We start from the raw sequence: 16,377 nt of genomic DNA, 5'->3' as shown, positions 1-16,377 counted from the left end.
CGAAGATCCGCGACGTGATCGGCACCGGCGGCAAGGTGATCCGCGAGATCGTCGCCACCACCGGCGCCAAGGTCGACATCGACGACGAGGGCGTGATCAAGATCAGCTCGTCGGACGGCGCGCAGATCGAAGCGGCGATGAACTGGATCAAGGGCATCGTCGAGGAAGCGGAAGTCGGCAAGATCTACACCGGCAAGGTGGTCAATCTGGTCGATTTCGGCGCCTTCGTGAACTTCATGGGCGGCAAGGACGGCCTCGTCCACGTCTCGGAGATCAAGAACGAGCGCGTCGAGAAGGTCTCCGACGTCCTGAGCGAAGGCCAGGAGGTCAAGGTCAAGGTGCTGGAGATCGATCCGCGCGGCAAGGTTCGCCTGTCGATGCGCGTCGTCGATCAGGAAACCGGCGCCGAGCTGGAAGACACCCGCCCGGCGCGCGAACCGCGCGGCGACCGCGGCGATCGCGGCCCGCGCCGTGACGGCGGCGACCGTGGTGACCGCGGCGGCGATCGCGGTGGACGCGGCGGTGACCGTGGCGACCGTGGCCCGCGCCGCGACCGCGGCCCGCGCCGCGAGCGCAGCGAAGGCGGCAAGGACGAGGGCTCGGCGCCCGACTTCGCCCCCGCCTTCCTGACCGGCGACCGCGACTGATCGCAGCGCCGCTCAACGGAGCAAAAGGAAGGGCCCCGGCAGCGATGCCGGGGCTTTTTCTTTTTGGGGCGTCGATCGCCCGCACCATCGTCCCCCACCCGCCCCGCTTTCCCTCCGTCATCCCCGCGAAGGCGGGGGGATCCATTCGCGCAGTTGGTGGAAAGAGCCGCTCCACCAGCCACAATGGATTCCCGCCTTCGCGGGAATGACGGGGGGAAAGGAAGCGGAGTCGCCGCCCCCACCGCAATGTGGTAAATTTCGGCCCATAGGGTCGCCGCACAAGGAGAATCGAGCACACGCAAACCGAGAGGAGAGAATCATGCCGGCGTCGTTCGATGAGGCGAAGCTCCACGCCTTCGTAGGCAAGATGTTGGGCGATCTGGGCGGCGCGATGAGCGTGCCGACCGTGCGGCTGGGATTCCGCCTGGGGCTGTTCGATGCGCTCGCCGAAGGCCCCGCCACCGCGCCCGAACTCGCGCGGCGTGCCGGCGGGCTGCATGAGCGCTATGTCCGCGAATGGGCACTCGCGCAGAGCGCCAACGGCTATATCGATTTCGACCCCGCGACCGACAGCTTCAGCCTCTCGCCCGAACAGGCAATGGTCTTCCAGCATCGCGACAGCCCGGTCTATCTCGCCGGCGCGTTCGAGCTGGTCGCGGCGATGATCGAGGCCGAGGCCAAGGTCGAGGAATGTTTCCGCAACGGCCGCGGGGTGCGCTGGGGCGACCACGCGGGATGCCTGTTCTGCGCGACCGGCGCCTTCTTCCGGCCGGGCTATGTCAACAATATCGTCCAATCGTGGCTCCCCGCGCTCGACGGCGTCGAGGCCAAGCTGCGCAGCGGGGCGAAGGTGGCGGACGTCGGATGCGGGGTCGGCTTCTCCACGCTGCTGATGGCGCAGGCCTATCCCGACAGCACCTTCGTCGGGTATGACTTCCATGCCCCGTCGATCGAGGAGGCACGGCGCCACGCGGTCGCGCACGGGCTGCACGAGCGGGTGCGGTTCGAGGTCGCGACCGCGAAAGATATCGCCGAGCGCGATTTCGATCTCGTCACGATGTACGATTGCCTCCACGACATGGGCGACCCGCGCGGGTGCGCCGCGCATATGCGTCGGATCCTCGCCCCCGGCGGGAGCTGGATGATCGTCGAGCCGATCGCGGGGGACCGGCCGGCGCAGAATTTCAACCCGGTCGGGCGGCTCTATTACAACGCTTCGACGATGATTTGCGTGCCGACCTCGCTCGATCAGGAGGTGGGCGAAGGGCTCGGCGCGCAGGCGGGCGAGGCGAAGCTGTCAGCAATCGTCCGCGAGGGCGGGTTCGCGGAGGTGCGCCGCGCAACCGAAGGGCCCTTCAATATGGTGCTGGAGGCGCGGTAAACCTTCTGGTTCCGGCTTCGCGAGAATGGCGATTCCCTCGCCCCGTTCGGGCTGAGCTTGTCGAAGCCCTGCACTTTTCTTCCGCGGAAGAAGGACAGCCTTTCGACAAGCTCAGGGCGAACAGGGGGTTGAGTTGCGTGCCCCTCCCCTATTCCCGATAGCTCGGGTCGATCCGGTCGAGCTTGCGCAGCAGTGCGGGCCAGGCGAGCCGCTCGGCGAGCATCCCCATCCCCTTGGGGGCGGATTGGCGCGCGACCTTGTCCTCGACCCCCTGCGGCGGATTGTTGAGATGTTCCTTCCCCGCCGACAGCATCAGCACCTGCGCCTCGCAGGCGCGCTCGAGGAAATAGAGCCGCAGGAAGCACGCGCCGACGCTGTCCCCCACCGCGAGCGTGCCGTGGTTGCGCAGGATCATCGCATGCTTGTCGCCCATATCGGCGACGAGCCGCTCGCGTTCCTCCAGATCGGTCGCGATCCCCTCATAGTCATGATAGGCGATGTCGTGCCCCGCGATCATCGAGGTCTGGGTGTGCGGCAGCAGCCCGAATTCCATCGCCGAGACCGCCTGGCCGTGCGGGGTGTGGAGATGCATCACCGCATTGGCGTCCTCGCGCGCCATATGCAGCGCCGAGTGGATCGTGAACCCCGCGGGGTTGACCGGATGCGTCGTCGCGCCGACCGGATTGCCCTCGACATCGATCTTGACCAGCGACGAGGCGGTGATCTCCTCGAACATCATGTCATAGGGGTTGATCAGGAAATGATGCTCGGGGCCCGGCACCCGCGCCGAAAGATGGGTGAAGATCAGATCGTCCCACCCGTAGAGCGCGACCAGCCGATAGGCCGCCGCGAGATCGACCCGCGCCTCCCATTCGCCAGGGACGTAGTTCGGCTTGCTCTCGACGGACGCCAGCGTGGCCATGAGTCGCTCTCCTGTTTCGATTTGCAACGCATATAGCCCTGATCCGTTGCCGACTCCATCATGCTATCTGACTTGGATGTGCGGCCTTCGTGCACCTTCTCCCCGCCGTCATTCCCGCGAAGGCGGGAATCCATTCGCGCAGGTCATGGAAAGAATCGCGAGGCCAGCCGGAATGGATTCCCGCCTTCGCGGGAATGACGAGAGAGTATTCGGAATTCCAACCCGCCGCCCCTTGTGTGGCAAAAATGCCACATTACATCCTCGGGCATCTCAAGGGGAGCAATATGAACCTCGAAAAATTCACCGACCGCGCCAAGGGTTTCCTGCAATCGGCGCAGACCGTCGCGATCCGCATGAACCACCAGCAGATCACGCCCGAGCATCTGCTCAAGGCGCTGCTCGAAGACGAACAGGGCATGGCCGCCGGGCTGATCCAGTCCGCGGGGGGCGACGCGCGGCGTGCCGCGACCGAGACCGATCTGGCGCTGTCGAAGATCCCCGCGGTCTCCGGCTCGGGCGCGCAGACCACGCCGGGACTCAACAATGACGCGGTGCGCGTGCTCGATGCCGCCGAGCAGATCGCGCAGAAATCGGGCGACAGCTATGTCACCGTCGAGCGGCTGCTCGTCGCGTTGGCGCTCGCGCTCAACACCCCGGCGGGCAAGGCGCTCAAGACCGCGGGGGTGACCCCGGAGGCGCTCAACGCCGCGATCAACCAGTTGCGCGGCGGGCGCACCGCCGACACCGCCTCGGCGGAGGATCGCTATGACGCGCTCAAGAAATTCGCGCGCGACCTGACCCAGGCGGCGAAGGACGGCAAGCTCGATCCGGTGATCGGCCGCGACGAGGAAATCCGTCGCACCATCCAGATCCTCGCGCGCCGCACCAAGAACAATCCGGCGCTGATCGGCGAACCGGGCGTCGGCAAGACCGCGATCGCCGAGGGCCTCGCGCTGCGCATCGCCAATGGCGACGTGCCCGATACGCTCAAGAACCGTACCTTGATGGCGCTCGACATGGGCGCGCTGATCGCGGGCGCCAAATATCGCGGCGAGTTCGAGGAGCGCCTGAAGGGCGTGCTCGACGAGGTGAAGGGCGCCGAGGGCGATATCATCCTGTTCATCGACGAGATGCACACGCTGATCGGCGCAGGCAAATCGGATGGCGCGATGGACGCCTCCAATTTGCTCAAGCCCGCGCTGGCGCGTGGCGAGCTGCATTGCGTCGGCGCGACGACGCTCGACGAATATCGCAAATATGTCGAGAAGGATCCGGCGTTGCAGCGGCGGTTCCAGCCGGTGTTCGTCGGCGAACCGACTGTCGAGGATACGATCTCGATCCTGCGCGGGCTGAAGGACCGTTACGAGCTGCACCACGGCGTGCGGATCACCGACGGCGCGATCGTCGCGGCGGCGACGCTGAGCAATCGCTACATCACCGATCGCTTCCTGCCCGATAAAGCGATCGACCTGATGGACGAGGCGGCGAGCCGCATCCGCATGGAGGTGGAGAGCAAGCCCGAGGAGATCGAGACGCTCGATCGCCGCATCATCCAGCTCAAGATCGAGCGCGAGGCGCTCAAGAAGGAAAGCGATGCCGCGTCACGCGACCGGCTCGCCAATCTCGAGAGCGAGCTCGCCAATCTCGAGGAGCAATCGGCCGAGCTGACCCAGCGCTGGCAGGCCGAGAAGGACAAGATCGGCGCCGAGGCCAAGCTCAAGGAACAGCTCGACGCGGCGCGCATCGCGCTCGAACAGGCGCAGCGCGACGGCGATCTCGCGCGCGCGGGTGAGCTGTCCTACGGCACGATCCCCGGCCTTCAGAAGCAGCTCGAGGAAGCGCAGGGCGCGACCAAGGGCGCGATGCTGCGCGAGGAAGTGACCGCCGACGATATCGCCAGCGTCGTCAGCCGCTGGACCGGAGTGCCGGTCGACCGGATGCTCGAAGGCGAGCGCGAGAAGCTGCTGCGGATGGAGCAGGTGATCGGCCAGCGCGTGATCGGGCAGGATCAGGCGGTACGCGCGGTCTCGACCGCCGTTCGCCGCGCGCGCGCCGGGCTGCAGGACCCGAACCGGCCGCTCGGCTCGTTCCTGTTCCTCGGGCCGACGGGTGTGGGCAAGACCGAGCTGACCAAGGCACTCGCCGAATTCCTGTTCGACGATCCCAACGCGATGGTGCGGATCGACATGAGCGAATTCATGGAGAAGCACGCCGTCTCGCGGCTGATCGGCGCGCCTCCCGGCTATGTCGGCTATGAGGAAGGCGGCGTACTGACCGAGGCGGTGCGGCGGCGGCCCTATCAGGTCGTGCTGTTCGACGAAGTTGAAAAGGCGCACGGCGATGTGTTCAATGTCTTGCTGCAGGTGCTCGACGACGGGCGGCTGACCGACGGCCAGGGCCGCACGGTCGACTTCTCGAACACGCTGATCATCCTCACCTCGAACCTCGGCAGCCAGTATCTCGCCAATCTCGGCGAGGGCGAGGATGTCGAGAAGGTCGAGGGACAGGTGATGGAGGTGGTCCGCGCGCATTTCCGCCCGGAATTCCTCAACCGGCTCGACGAGATCATCCTGTTCCATCGGTTGGGGCAGACGCATATGGGGCCGATCGTCGATATCCAGGTCGGGCGGGTCCAGAAGCTGCTCGCCGACCGCAAGGTGACGCTGGCGCTGACCGATGCCGCGCGGGCGTGGCTCGGCCGGGTGGGATACGATCCCGTCTATGGCGCACGGCCGCTGAAACGCGCGGTGCAGCGTTATCTGCAGGACCCGCTCGCCGAGCTGATCCTGCGCGGCGAGGTGAAGGATGGCGCCACCGTCGATGTCGACGAGGGGGATGGGAAGCTCGTACTGACCGTCAAATGACGATAGTGTGACACGTAAACCACGGCGTCGCGTCAACTTTCTGGCGCGGCGCCGTTTCCCATTGCGACAGCAAGGCTACCGGGTTTAGCCGATCCCTCATGCGGCCTCTCACATCGTACGGCCGCACTAAGCGTATCACGGCCGCAGCGCCGTAGAGGGGTTATACATATGCAATTCCATGCGAAGAGGCGTGTGCTTGCTTCGGCTTTGATCCTCGGATCGAGCTTGATCGCGATGCAGGCGCATGCACAGGACACGACGCAGCCCGCGCCGTCCGCCACGCAGCCGGCGGACGAGACCGCCGACGTCGTCGTCACCGGTTCGCGTATCGCGCGGCCCGAACTGCAGGCTTCGGTGCCGATCCAGAGCGTCAGCCTCGAGCGGATCCAGCAGACCGGCGCGGCGAACATCCAGGACGTGCTCGCCACGCTGCCGCAGGTCGGCCAGAACTTCAGCCGCACGAGCTCGAACTTCTCGACCACCGGCAACGGCCAGGCGACCGTCAACCTGCGCAACCTCGGTTCGTCGCGCACGCTGGTCCTGATCGACGGCCGCCGCTCGGTCGGCATCGCCGGCACCTCGGCGGTCGACATCAACAACATCCCGACCGACCTGGTCGAGCGCGTCGACGTCGTGACCGGCGGCGCCTCGGCGGTTTACGGTTCGGAAGCGGTTGCGGGCGTCGTCAACTTCGTCCTCAAGGACAAGTTCGAGGGCCTGTCGGTCCGCGGCCAGAACACGATCTCCGACAAGGGCGATGCCGGGCGTCAGTACGTCTCGGTCACCGGCGGCAAGTCGTTCAGCGACGGGCGCGGCCATGTCGTCGCGAACTTCAGCTACGACGACGACCACGGCCTGCGTTCGCGCAACCGCAGCTTCTCGGCGAACGATTTCCCGGCGCGCAGTTCCTATGCGGCGCAGGGCCTGTTCGACGTCAGCAATGCCGATCAGACGGCGTTCTCCGCCACCAGCGGCCGCACCTTCACTTTCACCCCGAACAATACGTTGAAGGGTTATCAGGGCGCCAACATCGACGGCTACAACCGCGATCACGATCGTTACCTGTCGGTGCCGGTCGAGCGCTACATGGGCACGTTGCTGGCGAACTACGATTTCTCCGACGCGTTCAAGGTCTATTTCCAGGGCCAATATGCGCGCACCAACTCGAGCTCGTCGCTCGAGCCGTCGGCGATCGCCAACAGCGGGCCGGGCGCCGCGCTGAACTTCGACGGTTCGGCTTATGCCGGCATCCCGATCACCAGCCCCTATGTTCCGGACGCGATCCGTCAGGCCGCGATCGCGAACGGCGTCAACGTGATCCAGTTCCGCCGTCGGTCGAACGACATCTTCAGCCGCAGCAACAACAACAACCGCGATTACTGGCGCGGCGTGCTGGGCGTGAAGGGTGACATCACGAGCGACAGCAAGTGGAAGTACGATCTGTACTACGAACACTCGCAGACGCGCGACCACACCTATTCGCAGTCGATCTACATGCCGAACTACGGCGCGGCGCTGAGCAACGAGATCGGCCCGAACGGCCAGGTGCAGTGCAGCGACCCGGCGGCACGTGCGGCGGGCTGCGTCCCGATGAACATCTTCGGCTATAACACCGTCTCCGCGGCCGCCTCGAAGTTCCTGCAGACCTACACCGGGCCGACCCAGACGATCGCGCTCGATGGCGGCGGTTCGGTCAATGTCGTCAACGGCCAGAACGTGCTGTACGATTATCTGGCGAACGTGAAGCAGGACGTGATTTCGGGCAGCGTCACCGGCGAACTGTTCTCGCTGTGGGGCAAGCCGATCTCGATCGCGTTCGGTGGCGAATATCGTCACGAAAAGAGCTCGGAAGTGTTCGATCCGTTCACCCAGGCGGGTCTCAGCGCGGGCAACCAGCTGTCGAACACCAAGGGCAAGTTCAACGTGAAGGAAGCGTTCGTCGAAATCGACGCGCCGATCGTCGAGGACCGTCCGGGCCTCTACTATCTCGGCCTCGAAGGCGCCGCACGCTACGCCGATTATTCGACGATCGGCGGGATCTGGAGCTTCAAGGGCGGCGCAACCTACGCCCCGGTTCCCGATGTCCGCTTCCGGGGAGTCTATGCCCGCGCGACGCGTGCGCCGAACATCAGCGAGCTGTTCTCGGCGCAGAGCCAGACCTTCCTCGCCGTCTCCGACCCGTGCGATCAGGGCGGCGGCACGAGCAACGATGGCACGCCGACCCGTCCGCTTCCGGCCGGCTGCAGCGCGATCCCGGGCGTCGCCAACACCGTCGCCAATCGCGGCAGCTTCACCTATACGCTGGCGCAGCGGCAGACGATCGACGGCCTGGTCGGCGGCAACCCGAACCTGAAGGCCGAAACCGCCGACACGATCACCGCTGGCGTGGTGTTCACGCCGCGGGCCATTCGCAACCTCAGCCTGACGGTGGATTATTACCACATCAAGGTGAAGAACGCGATCGGCATCATCGGTCAGCAGACCTCGATCGACGAGTGCTTCACCGGCGGCAATCCGTTGTTCTGCAACAACGTCGTTCGCGATTCCGGCGGGTTCATTACCCGCGTCAACGCGATCAACCTGAATACCGGTTCGTATCTGGTCTCCGGTCTGGATATCCAGGGCCGTTATTCGGTGCCGATTACGGGCGAGTGGAAGCTCGACATGGACGTGATGTACAACCATCGCTTCAAGCAGGAGCAGACGCCGTTCCCGGGTGGTCCGGTGCAGGACGAGCTCGGCCAGGCCGATTGCTATAACTGCGGCCGCCTCGGCTCGGGCTTCAAGGACCACGTCGTCGGTAACTTCACGCTGGGTAGCAGCAACTTCCAGTTCAACTACCGCGTCGAATACCTCGGCCCGCTGTGGGATACACTGCCGTCGCAGACCGATGTAGCAACCCGCATTCCGGCTTACTGGTATCACAATATCCAGGGCAAGTTCCTGGTTGGCGATACTCGCAAGATGGAACTCTACGTCGGCGTGAACAACCTGTTCGACAAGAAGCCGCCGTTCTTCGGTGACACGAACACGGTCAGCTGGCCCGGTACCAACACTATTGCCAATACTTACGATCTGTACGGCCGCATGATCTATGCGGGTGCGACGTTCAAGTTCTGATAACGACGGTAACAACCTAATGACGGGCGGCTGTTCAACGAACGGCCGCCCTTTTCTTTTGCCTCCGGGGTCGCTGTCAGGCGCCCGAGCCGCGCGGCACCGTCAGATCGGCGGCAACACGTCGAACGCGACGGTCAGCCGCTCACCTGCCGGAAACGGCACCGTGCCGTGCCACATCGTCGACGGAAACAGCACCAACCGGCCGGGCTTGGGCTCGATCATGCGCGTCGGCGGCAGATCGAGGCCGAGCGCTGCCTGCGGGCTGCCGATCGTCAGCCAGCCGGCGTGCGCGCCGCCATCCGGGGGCGCTTCGGGCAACGCAACGTAAAGAGCGGAACTGATCCAGCCTTGCGGGTGAACGTGGTTGACGTGATGCCCCTGCCCCACCAGCCGCACCGACCACGAGCCCGCGAAGCGCGGTGCGCGGTCGCGCCGCTTCGACAAGGTGGGGTGACGCGCATCCGGCGGCGGCAATTGCGCGACATGCTGCGCGACCGCCTCGACCACCGCCGCGCGCAGGGCGCGAATTTCGGGATCGATACGCGCGAAGAGCGGGCCGTCGGTCTGCGTGCCGCCGCGGACCGACTGATCGAGATGCGCGCCCCGCGCGCGATGTATGCCGCGCAAGACCTCGGCGACGCGCTCGAGCGACGGCAGCCGATCGGCAAGGTCGACCACCGAAACGAGCCGCGGATCACCCTCAAGCCAGGCCAGCCGCGGATCGCCGGTCAACCGCCACGTAATCGCCGCATAAGGCCACATCGCACCGTCGGCAGCCTCGGGCCCGACTTCGACCAACTTGCTTGCCTCATCGAGCCGGGCCGCGCGAAGCAAGTGCCGTACCCGCCACACCGCCATTCCGGGCGCAGTGCGAACATGCGGCAATGCATAGAGACGCTCGGCGCCGGCGAGATCGCCGGTCTCGCCCCGCGCGATCGCCTCCTGCGCATCGAGATCGGGGTTGGGACCGAGCGCGGCACGCGCGCGCGCGATCGTCGCGAGCGCCGCGCGATAGTCTTCGCCGCGAATGTGCAGCGCCACCAGCCCATGCCACAATGGCGGATGACGCGGCGCAACGGCCAGCGCGCGATCATAGGAAGCGAATGCATGGGCGCGATCGCCGGCGAGCGCGCGCAATTGCGCGATCGTATCATGGCCTTCGATCCAGCCCGGATTGGCCGCGACGACCGGCTCCAACCCCCCGATCGCGGCCTCGATCTCGCCGACCGCGAAGCGCGCCGCGGCCTCGCCCAGCAGGACGCCCGCGTCGTTAGGCGCCAGTTGCCGGGCGCGCGCAAACAGCGCGACCGCCGGCGCCCCGGCTTCCATCGCGACGCGGGCGTGGCCGTGCGCGATACCGGCATCGCCGGGGGCATTGGCAACCGCCCGTTCGAATGCAGCGAGCGCGACATCATGCCGTTCGAGCGCGCGCGCGAGCAAACCGCTCCATTGCCACAATAACGGATTGCGGCCCGCCTGCCGCGCGGCAGGCAGCAGGCGATCGAGCGCCCGCTCCTCCTCTCCTTCCGCCATCGCCGCACGCGCGAGATCATCCAGCGCGTCCGGATCCGCGGGTGCGGCAGTGACTGCGGCAAGCGCCTCGGCGAAGGTCATCCGCGACGGCGCCGGGCGACGATCAGCAGCCCGCGCCCTTCTGGCACGAATTGACCTGCGACCGCTCGATCATCTGGCGCTCCTGACGATATTTATCGTCCCATTGCGCCCGCGTCAGGCATATCCGTTTTCCGCCAAGCCGGCTGCCGAGCACCGGCTGGTCCTCGCAGATCAGCCGGTTGGGATCCGCCTTCGGACGGGGCTTGGCGTCATCCGCCAATGCGGGGGCCGCGCTGCCAATAAGCGCAGTAAGTACAATTGCGTAACGAAGCGAACGCATATGCGGTATCTTTCGAAGTCCCTGCGGATTTGATAGCGCGATTCGGTTACCCGCGCAAAGCGGTTCGCGGGGTGTTCGTTACAGTCTCGCGCTCTCTCCCTTGCCTTCGGCCTCGATCAGCGCGGTTACTGCCGCGCGCTCGGTCGGGCTGAGATCGGGGTGCCAGACGTCGAAAATGAACACGACGCGTAGCCGGTCGCTGGGGTTCATCGCCTCATGCTCGATCGTATCGTCGAAGACGAACGCCTCGCCGCGCCGCCAATCGCGCCTCTCGCCGCCGACGCGGAACCAGCACCCTTCCGGCACGATCAGCGGCAAATGGCAAACGAGCCGGGCGTTGCTCACGCCGACATGCGGCGGGATATGCGTGTGCGGCGCGAGCAGCGAGAACATCGCATTGGGCGAGGCGCCCGGCACATCGGGTTGCGGCAGGCGATCGATCAGCGCCATCGTCCGCGGGCATTGATCGGCATTGCCGTCGATGCGCCGCCCGTTCTGGAGCAGATGGATCGCGCTCCAGTCGGGATTGTGGTTGAGCGGCTGCCACTGCCGCATCGGCAGATGATCGGGATATTGGATATAAGGCACCAGCTCGGCGCGGTTCGCGGCGAGCAGCGCCTGCAATTCGGCGGCGATCTCCTCGGTCGCGGCCTCCAGATCGGTGAGCCACGGGAAGCGCGCGCGCGGGTGGAACTCGCGCTCGGTAAGCTCGGGGAAGAAGAAATGCGTCGGCTCGCTGTGAAACGGGCGGGTCCGGCGCAGCGCGTTGCTGCGGAAGCGCGCGATGCGGCGGCGCTCGTCATCACCGGCTGTAGCCTCGACGGGGGCCATCGCCGCCGCCAGTCTCTCCTCGCGCGCCGCCAGCCATGCCGCGTGACGCGCTTCGGCCTCGGCCACCGCCGCCGCCAGCGGGGGCGGCAAGGCGCCCGCCGGGCGCTGCGCCAGCGCCTCTCCCCACGCTTCGCCGGCTTTTGCCTCGTCCAGTCGCTGCAGCAGGCTCGCGCGCAGCAGCAGCGCGGTGAAATGCAGCGGCGAGAGCGCGAGCGCGCGATGCACCGCGTCGAGCGCCTCGCGCGGCCGGCCCGCGGCGCGGCTTACCCCGGCGAGTTTGAGCAAGGTGTCGATATCGCCCGGATTTGCCGCCGACGCCGCGCGCAGCAATTCGAGTGCGCGGCCGAAATCACCCGCCGCCAGCGCCTGTTCCACCCCGCGATCTGCCCCCCCATTTGCCGTCATAGGCTGTAGCCGAACCTCTCTATCCAGGGTTGGAGCACGGGCAGGATCGGGGCAAGATGCTCGCGATATCGCTGCCACCGGCCCGCGGCGCGCTTGTAGATCGGCTCCGTCACCTGCGAATAGCTCGCGGTGGTGATGAAGCCGCGCTCGCGCGCCGTCCGGCGGTGATCGATCGCCGCCTCGTGCCATTCGAGCCCGAGATGCTCGAACAGCGGCCGCACCGTTCCTTCGACATCCTCGATCAGCCGCTCATAGACGATCGGATAGACATCGAGGGGAACCAGCGCACGCGCCGCCTCCCAATGGCGGAAGGTCAGATCGTAGAAATTCGCGGCATCCTCGAGCCGCAGGAAATTGGACATCGCCGAGTTGAGCTTGAAATTGCTGATATAGCAGCTCAGCACCACGTCGCACGGATGCCGCAGCGCAAGGATGATGCGCGCGCGCGGAAACAGCCGCTTGATCAACAGCGCCTTGTGCAGGAACAGCGGCGACTTATCGACCAGCGTCATTCCCGGCCGCAGCGTCGCCAGCTTCGCGACTTCCTCGTAATAATGCGCGCGCGCGGCGGCGACGCCCGCCTCATCCAGCGTCGGCAACGCCTCGGCGCCGCCGAGCCGCTCGTCGACCAGATTGAGTGGCGGCCGCTCCTCTAGCACGACCGTATCGGGGTGCCCCATCAGGATCGTATCGAGCAAGGTCGTACCCGAGCGCGGGAAACCGACGAGAAACACGGGATCGGCGGTGTCGGACAAGGGCGCCGGATCGAGCGGGCGCCAGCTCGCCGCCCATTCCGGGGTCATCATCGCGATTTCGCGCTCCAGCACGCCGCGCCACTGCGCCGCCCGTCCGAGCGGGTCGGACGCATCCTCGGCGTGCAATCGATTGGTCTCGCTGAAGCAGGCGAACGCTTCGTCGCTTCGTCCGAGGCGATCGAGCAAGGTCGCGCGGATATGCACGGTGCGTTCCGGTTCGATCTCGGCGGGGACATGATCCAGCTCGGCGAGCGCTTCGTCGAAGCGGCCGGCACGGCGGAGTTCCATCGCACGGATGAAGGCGAGCGCGCCCGCATCCACCCCGGCCGCCTCACCACGCGCGAGCAGCGGCGCGAACTCTTCCTCGCGATTGGTATGTTCATATTGGATCGCGAGCCCGAGATAGGCGTCGGTCAGCAGCGGATCGAGCGTGAGCGCCGCCAGATAGGCGCGCTCCGCCTCCTCGACCCGCGGCACGAGGCCATATTCGACCGCGGCCTTGAATTGCAGATTCGCATTCGCCGGATCGAGTGCGACCGCCGCTTCGATCGCCTCCAGCGCCGGCGGATCGCGGCCGAGTTCCTTGAACAGCACGTAGAGATCGTGGTGCGGCCGGGCATCGCCGGGGAAGTCGGCGATCGCCTGGCGCAGCACGGCTTCGGCCTCTGCGCCGCGATCGGCCGCGCGCAGCGCCGAGGCAAGGTTGAGCCGCGTCGGGGCGGCATTCGGATCGAGCGCCACCGCGCGCTCCAGCGCGGCGACCGCGCCATCGGTATCGCCCGTCGCTGACCGCGCATTGCCGAGGTTGTTCCAGCTTTCGAAATCGTTCGGCGCCAGCGCGACGATATGATCATAAGCCTCGACCGCGTCGTCGAAGCGTTCGAGCGACTGCGCGAGGAACGCGCGATATCGCGCCACGCGCAGGCTGGGGTCGGCGCGCGCCAGCGCCAGCGTGGCGACATCCAGCGCGCCTTCCTGATCACCGCTATCGGCCAGCGCAGCGATGAGATTGCATGCGATCGTCGCATCGCCCGGTTTCCCCTGATGCGCGACGCGCAGATGCCGGATCGATCCCGCCGCGTCGCCGGCGCGCGCACGCACCATGCCGAGGAAGGCGTTGAGCGGCACCACGTCCCCGCCGGCCACGAGCGCCTGCTCGGCGATCTGGCCGGCCCGCGCGAGATTGCCGGTGCGCGCCGCGGTCATCGCGTCGCGGAGCGCGTGGGCGGTAATCTGATCGGCGGTCATCGTGCTGGTCATCGCGGACGATTTTTGGACGTCGCCGCGGGCACAGGCAATCTCCATTTTGCGTCGCACGAAAAAGGGCGGCCGGCTTATCGCCGACCGCCCCGATTTTCAGGCTGATCCCCGGCTTAGAAGTCGAGGGTGAAGCCGGCGTAGATGTAACGACCCAGCGCGTCATAGACCGCCGGATAGGTGTTGCCGTTGCACGGACCGGTCGGGCACAGGTTCGACCCGTCGAGGCCCGCGTTACCCGAGGTGACGAACGGCGGCTGCTTGTCGAAGATGTTGTTGACGCCGATCCGGAACGTATAGCCGGTGCCGACCGTGGCCGTCGCCGAAAGGTCGAAGTAGCTGTACGACGGGATACGCAGCCCCGGGTTGAGCGGGTTGGCGCCCTGCAGCGTCTGGTTGTTGACCGTCGTCTCGGCGCGAACCGGACCGATATAGCGCCACTGCGCCGACAGGCCGATGCCTTCCGGCAGCTGCCAGGTCAGGCGGGTCTTGTGCCGCCAGCGCGGCATCGGCGAGCCGGCGTCGGTCGTGCCGCCCTTGCTGCAGACCGGGCCATAGAGACCGGCGCAATCATAGGGCTGGGTCAGGCCGTTGTTGACCTTATAGGCATCGAGATAGGTGCCGTTGAAGGTCAGCGACAGATTGCCCAGATTGCCGACGGGCTGGCTGTACGAACCGTTGACCTCGATACCGCGGGTTTCCTGCGTGCTGTTGTTGCTCGGCAGGTCGACCACATAGCCGCCCGGCGTCAGCCAGAGCGAGCCGCCCGCATCGCGATGCACGAGGCTGCACGATACCGGCGTGAAGGTCGCAGTCGCGTTCGTCACGCAGTCCGAAAGGACCGCATCAGGCCCGAGCGAGCGGATCGCATTCCGGATCTTGATGTCGAACCAGTCGACCGACAGCGCCAGGCGCGGCAGGAACCGCGGCTGAAGCACCACGCCCAACGACTTGGTGGTCGCCTTTTCCGGGGTCAGCGTCTGAACGCCGCCGATCAGGCCGTTATACTGGCCCGACGGATTGGCGGAAATCTTCTGACCGGCGAGGAGGCCCTGCGCAAGACAGCCATAATTGTTGGCGGCGATCGTGATGCCCGCGCACGGATCCTTCGATCCGTCGAGCGCAACGACCTGGGTTGCGAACAATTCCTGGATGTTCGGCGCGCGCGCCGCGCGGTTGAACGACCCGCGGAACTTGATGTCGCGGATCGGCGAGAAGTCCACGCCGATCTTGTAGGTATCGGTGTTGTAGGTCTTCCCGGCAGTCGTCTTATAGGCCGAATAACGGTAACCCGCGTTCAGCGTCAAATCGTAGATGAAGCTGTTGTGCGCGATCGGAATCTGGGCTTCGCCGAAGACTTCGTAGACGTGGAACCCGCCCTTGATCGGCAGGGTCGCGCCGCCTTGACCGGTGAGATCGCCGGTCTGGAATTCCTGATCGGTCTGCAGCTCGAGCGTTTCGTTGCGATATTCCGCACCGATGTTCACGCCGATGCCATCTTCCGCCCAGGGCGTCTTGAGCCCATATTCGCCGAGACGGCCGGTGAACGACACGTTGGCGACCTGCTCGGTGGTCTGGCCGTGCTGGAAACCAGTCGCGGACAGGTAGTTCACCGATGCCGGGCTGGCTGCGCCCGCACCACCGAAGACGTTGTACGGCACGCAGTTCGGATCCGACCCGTCGAGCGTCGAGCGGCAAACCGGGGTGCCGTTCGGCCCGGTCACCACGTCGAGCGCGCGCGCAAGGCGGACGGCCGAGAATTCGTTGCTGTAGATCTGCGAATAGTTGGTCTTGCCGTACTGATAATAAGCATCATACGACCAGGCCTTGCCCAGATCGCCACGCGCGCCGAGCACGCCGCGGAAATTGGTGTGCTGCAGATCGGCCTGACGCGGACCGCCCTCGACGTTGCGGCGCAGGAGCTGGAAATAGCCCTTGTTGTACGTCGCACCTGTCGTCGGATCGATGAAGTTGAGCGCCGGCGCGCCCGGATTCGGATTATAGGGAGCGCCGGCCGCGAGCGGGAAATTCCCCAGGAACCCGTTGATCTGGTTGATCGGCGCGCAGATGACATCATGTTGCGCCGCCGACATCAGCGGATTGTCGCAATTGACCGTCAGCGTGTTGCCGAAATCGCCCGACGGCGCGATCTGCGCGACGGTGCGATCGTCCATGAACATGAATTCGAGGTACGGCTTGAAGTGATCGCTGACCTCGTAGTTCGCGAACACGCCCGCGGTGTAACGTTCGTCCGGGCGCTGATAATAGTTCAGCGGCGCGAAGTTATACAGGCTGGTCGAA

Annotated in this window: 10 protein-coding genes; 4 read left to right on the top strand and 6 right to left on the bottom strand. The window is 66.0% G+C overall.

The window, feature by feature from the left end:
- Together BGN95_RS26705 and BGN95_RS26700 are read left to right on the top strand one after the other, a co-directional pair.
- Positions 1-647 (top strand): S1 RNA-binding domain-containing protein (locus BGN95_RS26705; RefSeq protein ID WP_286774580.1); only part of this gene is annotated, 647 nt, incomplete at its 5' end.
- Between the two features lie 319 nt (positions 648-966).
- A complete protein-coding gene (locus tag BGN95_RS26700; protein ID WP_265313262.1) occupies positions 967-2,028 on the top strand; it encodes a class I SAM-dependent methyltransferase in 1,062 nt (353 codons plus the stop codon).
- A gap of 148 nt (positions 2,029-2,176) precedes the next feature.
- Here the strand turns inward: BGN95_RS26700 and BGN95_RS26695 are convergent, their stop codons facing one another.
- Positions 2,177-2,950 (bottom strand): class II aldolase/adducin family protein, encoded by a 774-nt coding sequence (locus BGN95_RS26695; RefSeq protein ID WP_265269140.1) that lies wholly within the window; start codon positions 2,948-2,950, stop codon positions 2,177-2,179.
- Between the two features lie 284 nt (positions 2,951-3,234).
- On the opposite strand from BGN95_RS26695, the gene clpB reads away from it, so the two are divergent.
- Both clpB and BGN95_RS26685 read left to right on the top strand, forming a co-directional pair.
- Positions 3,235-5,814 (top strand): ATP-dependent chaperone ClpB, encoded by a 2,580-nt coding sequence (gene clpB / locus BGN95_RS26690; RefSeq protein WP_286774579.1) that lies wholly within the window; start codon positions 3,235-3,237, stop codon positions 5,812-5,814.
- A gap of 234 nt (positions 5,815-6,048) precedes the next feature.
- Positions 6,049-8,934: a TonB-dependent receptor plug domain-containing protein gene (locus BGN95_RS26685; protein ID WP_286774578.1), complete on the top strand. Its 2,886-nt coding sequence runs from the start codon at positions 6,049-6,051 to the stop codon at positions 8,932-8,934.
- A 102-nt stretch (positions 8,935-9,036) separates the two neighbouring features.
- Here the strand turns inward: BGN95_RS26685 and BGN95_RS26680 are convergent, their stop codons facing one another.
- The 5 genes from BGN95_RS26680 to BGN95_RS26660 all read right to left on the bottom strand — a co-directional run.
- A complete protein-coding gene (locus BGN95_RS26680; protein WP_286774577.1) occupies positions 9,037-10,548 on the bottom strand; it encodes a putative 2OG-Fe(II) oxygenase in 1,512 nt (503 codons plus the stop codon).
- A gap of 22 nt (positions 10,549-10,570) precedes the next feature.
- Positions 10,571-10,828 carry a hypothetical protein gene (locus tag BGN95_RS26675; RefSeq protein ID WP_179510863.1) on the bottom strand — a complete coding sequence of 86 codons (258 nt, stop codon included), beginning with the start codon at positions 10,826-10,828 and terminating at the stop codon, positions 10,571-10,573.
- Between the two features lie 78 nt (positions 10,829-10,906).
- Positions 10,907-12,064, bottom strand: a complete 1,158-nt coding sequence (locus BGN95_RS26670; protein ID WP_286774576.1) for an aspartyl/asparaginyl beta-hydroxylase domain-containing protein — start codon at positions 12,062-12,064, stop codon at positions 10,907-10,909.
- A complete protein-coding gene (locus BGN95_RS26665; protein ID WP_286774575.1) occupies positions 12,061-14,079 on the bottom strand; it encodes a tetratricopeptide repeat-containing sulfotransferase family protein in 2,019 nt (672 codons plus the stop codon). Before BGN95_RS26665 ends, BGN95_RS26670 begins: the two co-directional genes overlap by 4 nt.
- Before the next feature lie 113 nt (positions 14,080-14,192).
- Positions 14,193-16,377, bottom strand: a 2,185-nt coding sequence (locus BGN95_RS26660) for a TonB-dependent receptor domain-containing protein (RefSeq protein WP_286774574.1), incomplete at its 5' end; no start/stop codon positions are given.

It is taken from the genome of Sphingomonas sp. 66-10 (assembly GCF_001897045.1).
Taxonomy (GTDB): Bacteria; Pseudomonadota; Alphaproteobacteria; order Sphingomonadales; family Sphingomonadaceae; genus Sphingomonas; species Sphingomonas lycopersici.
The sequence above is the reverse complement of the archived record's forward strand: the minus strand, read 5'-3'. Positions and strand labels throughout refer to the sequence as shown.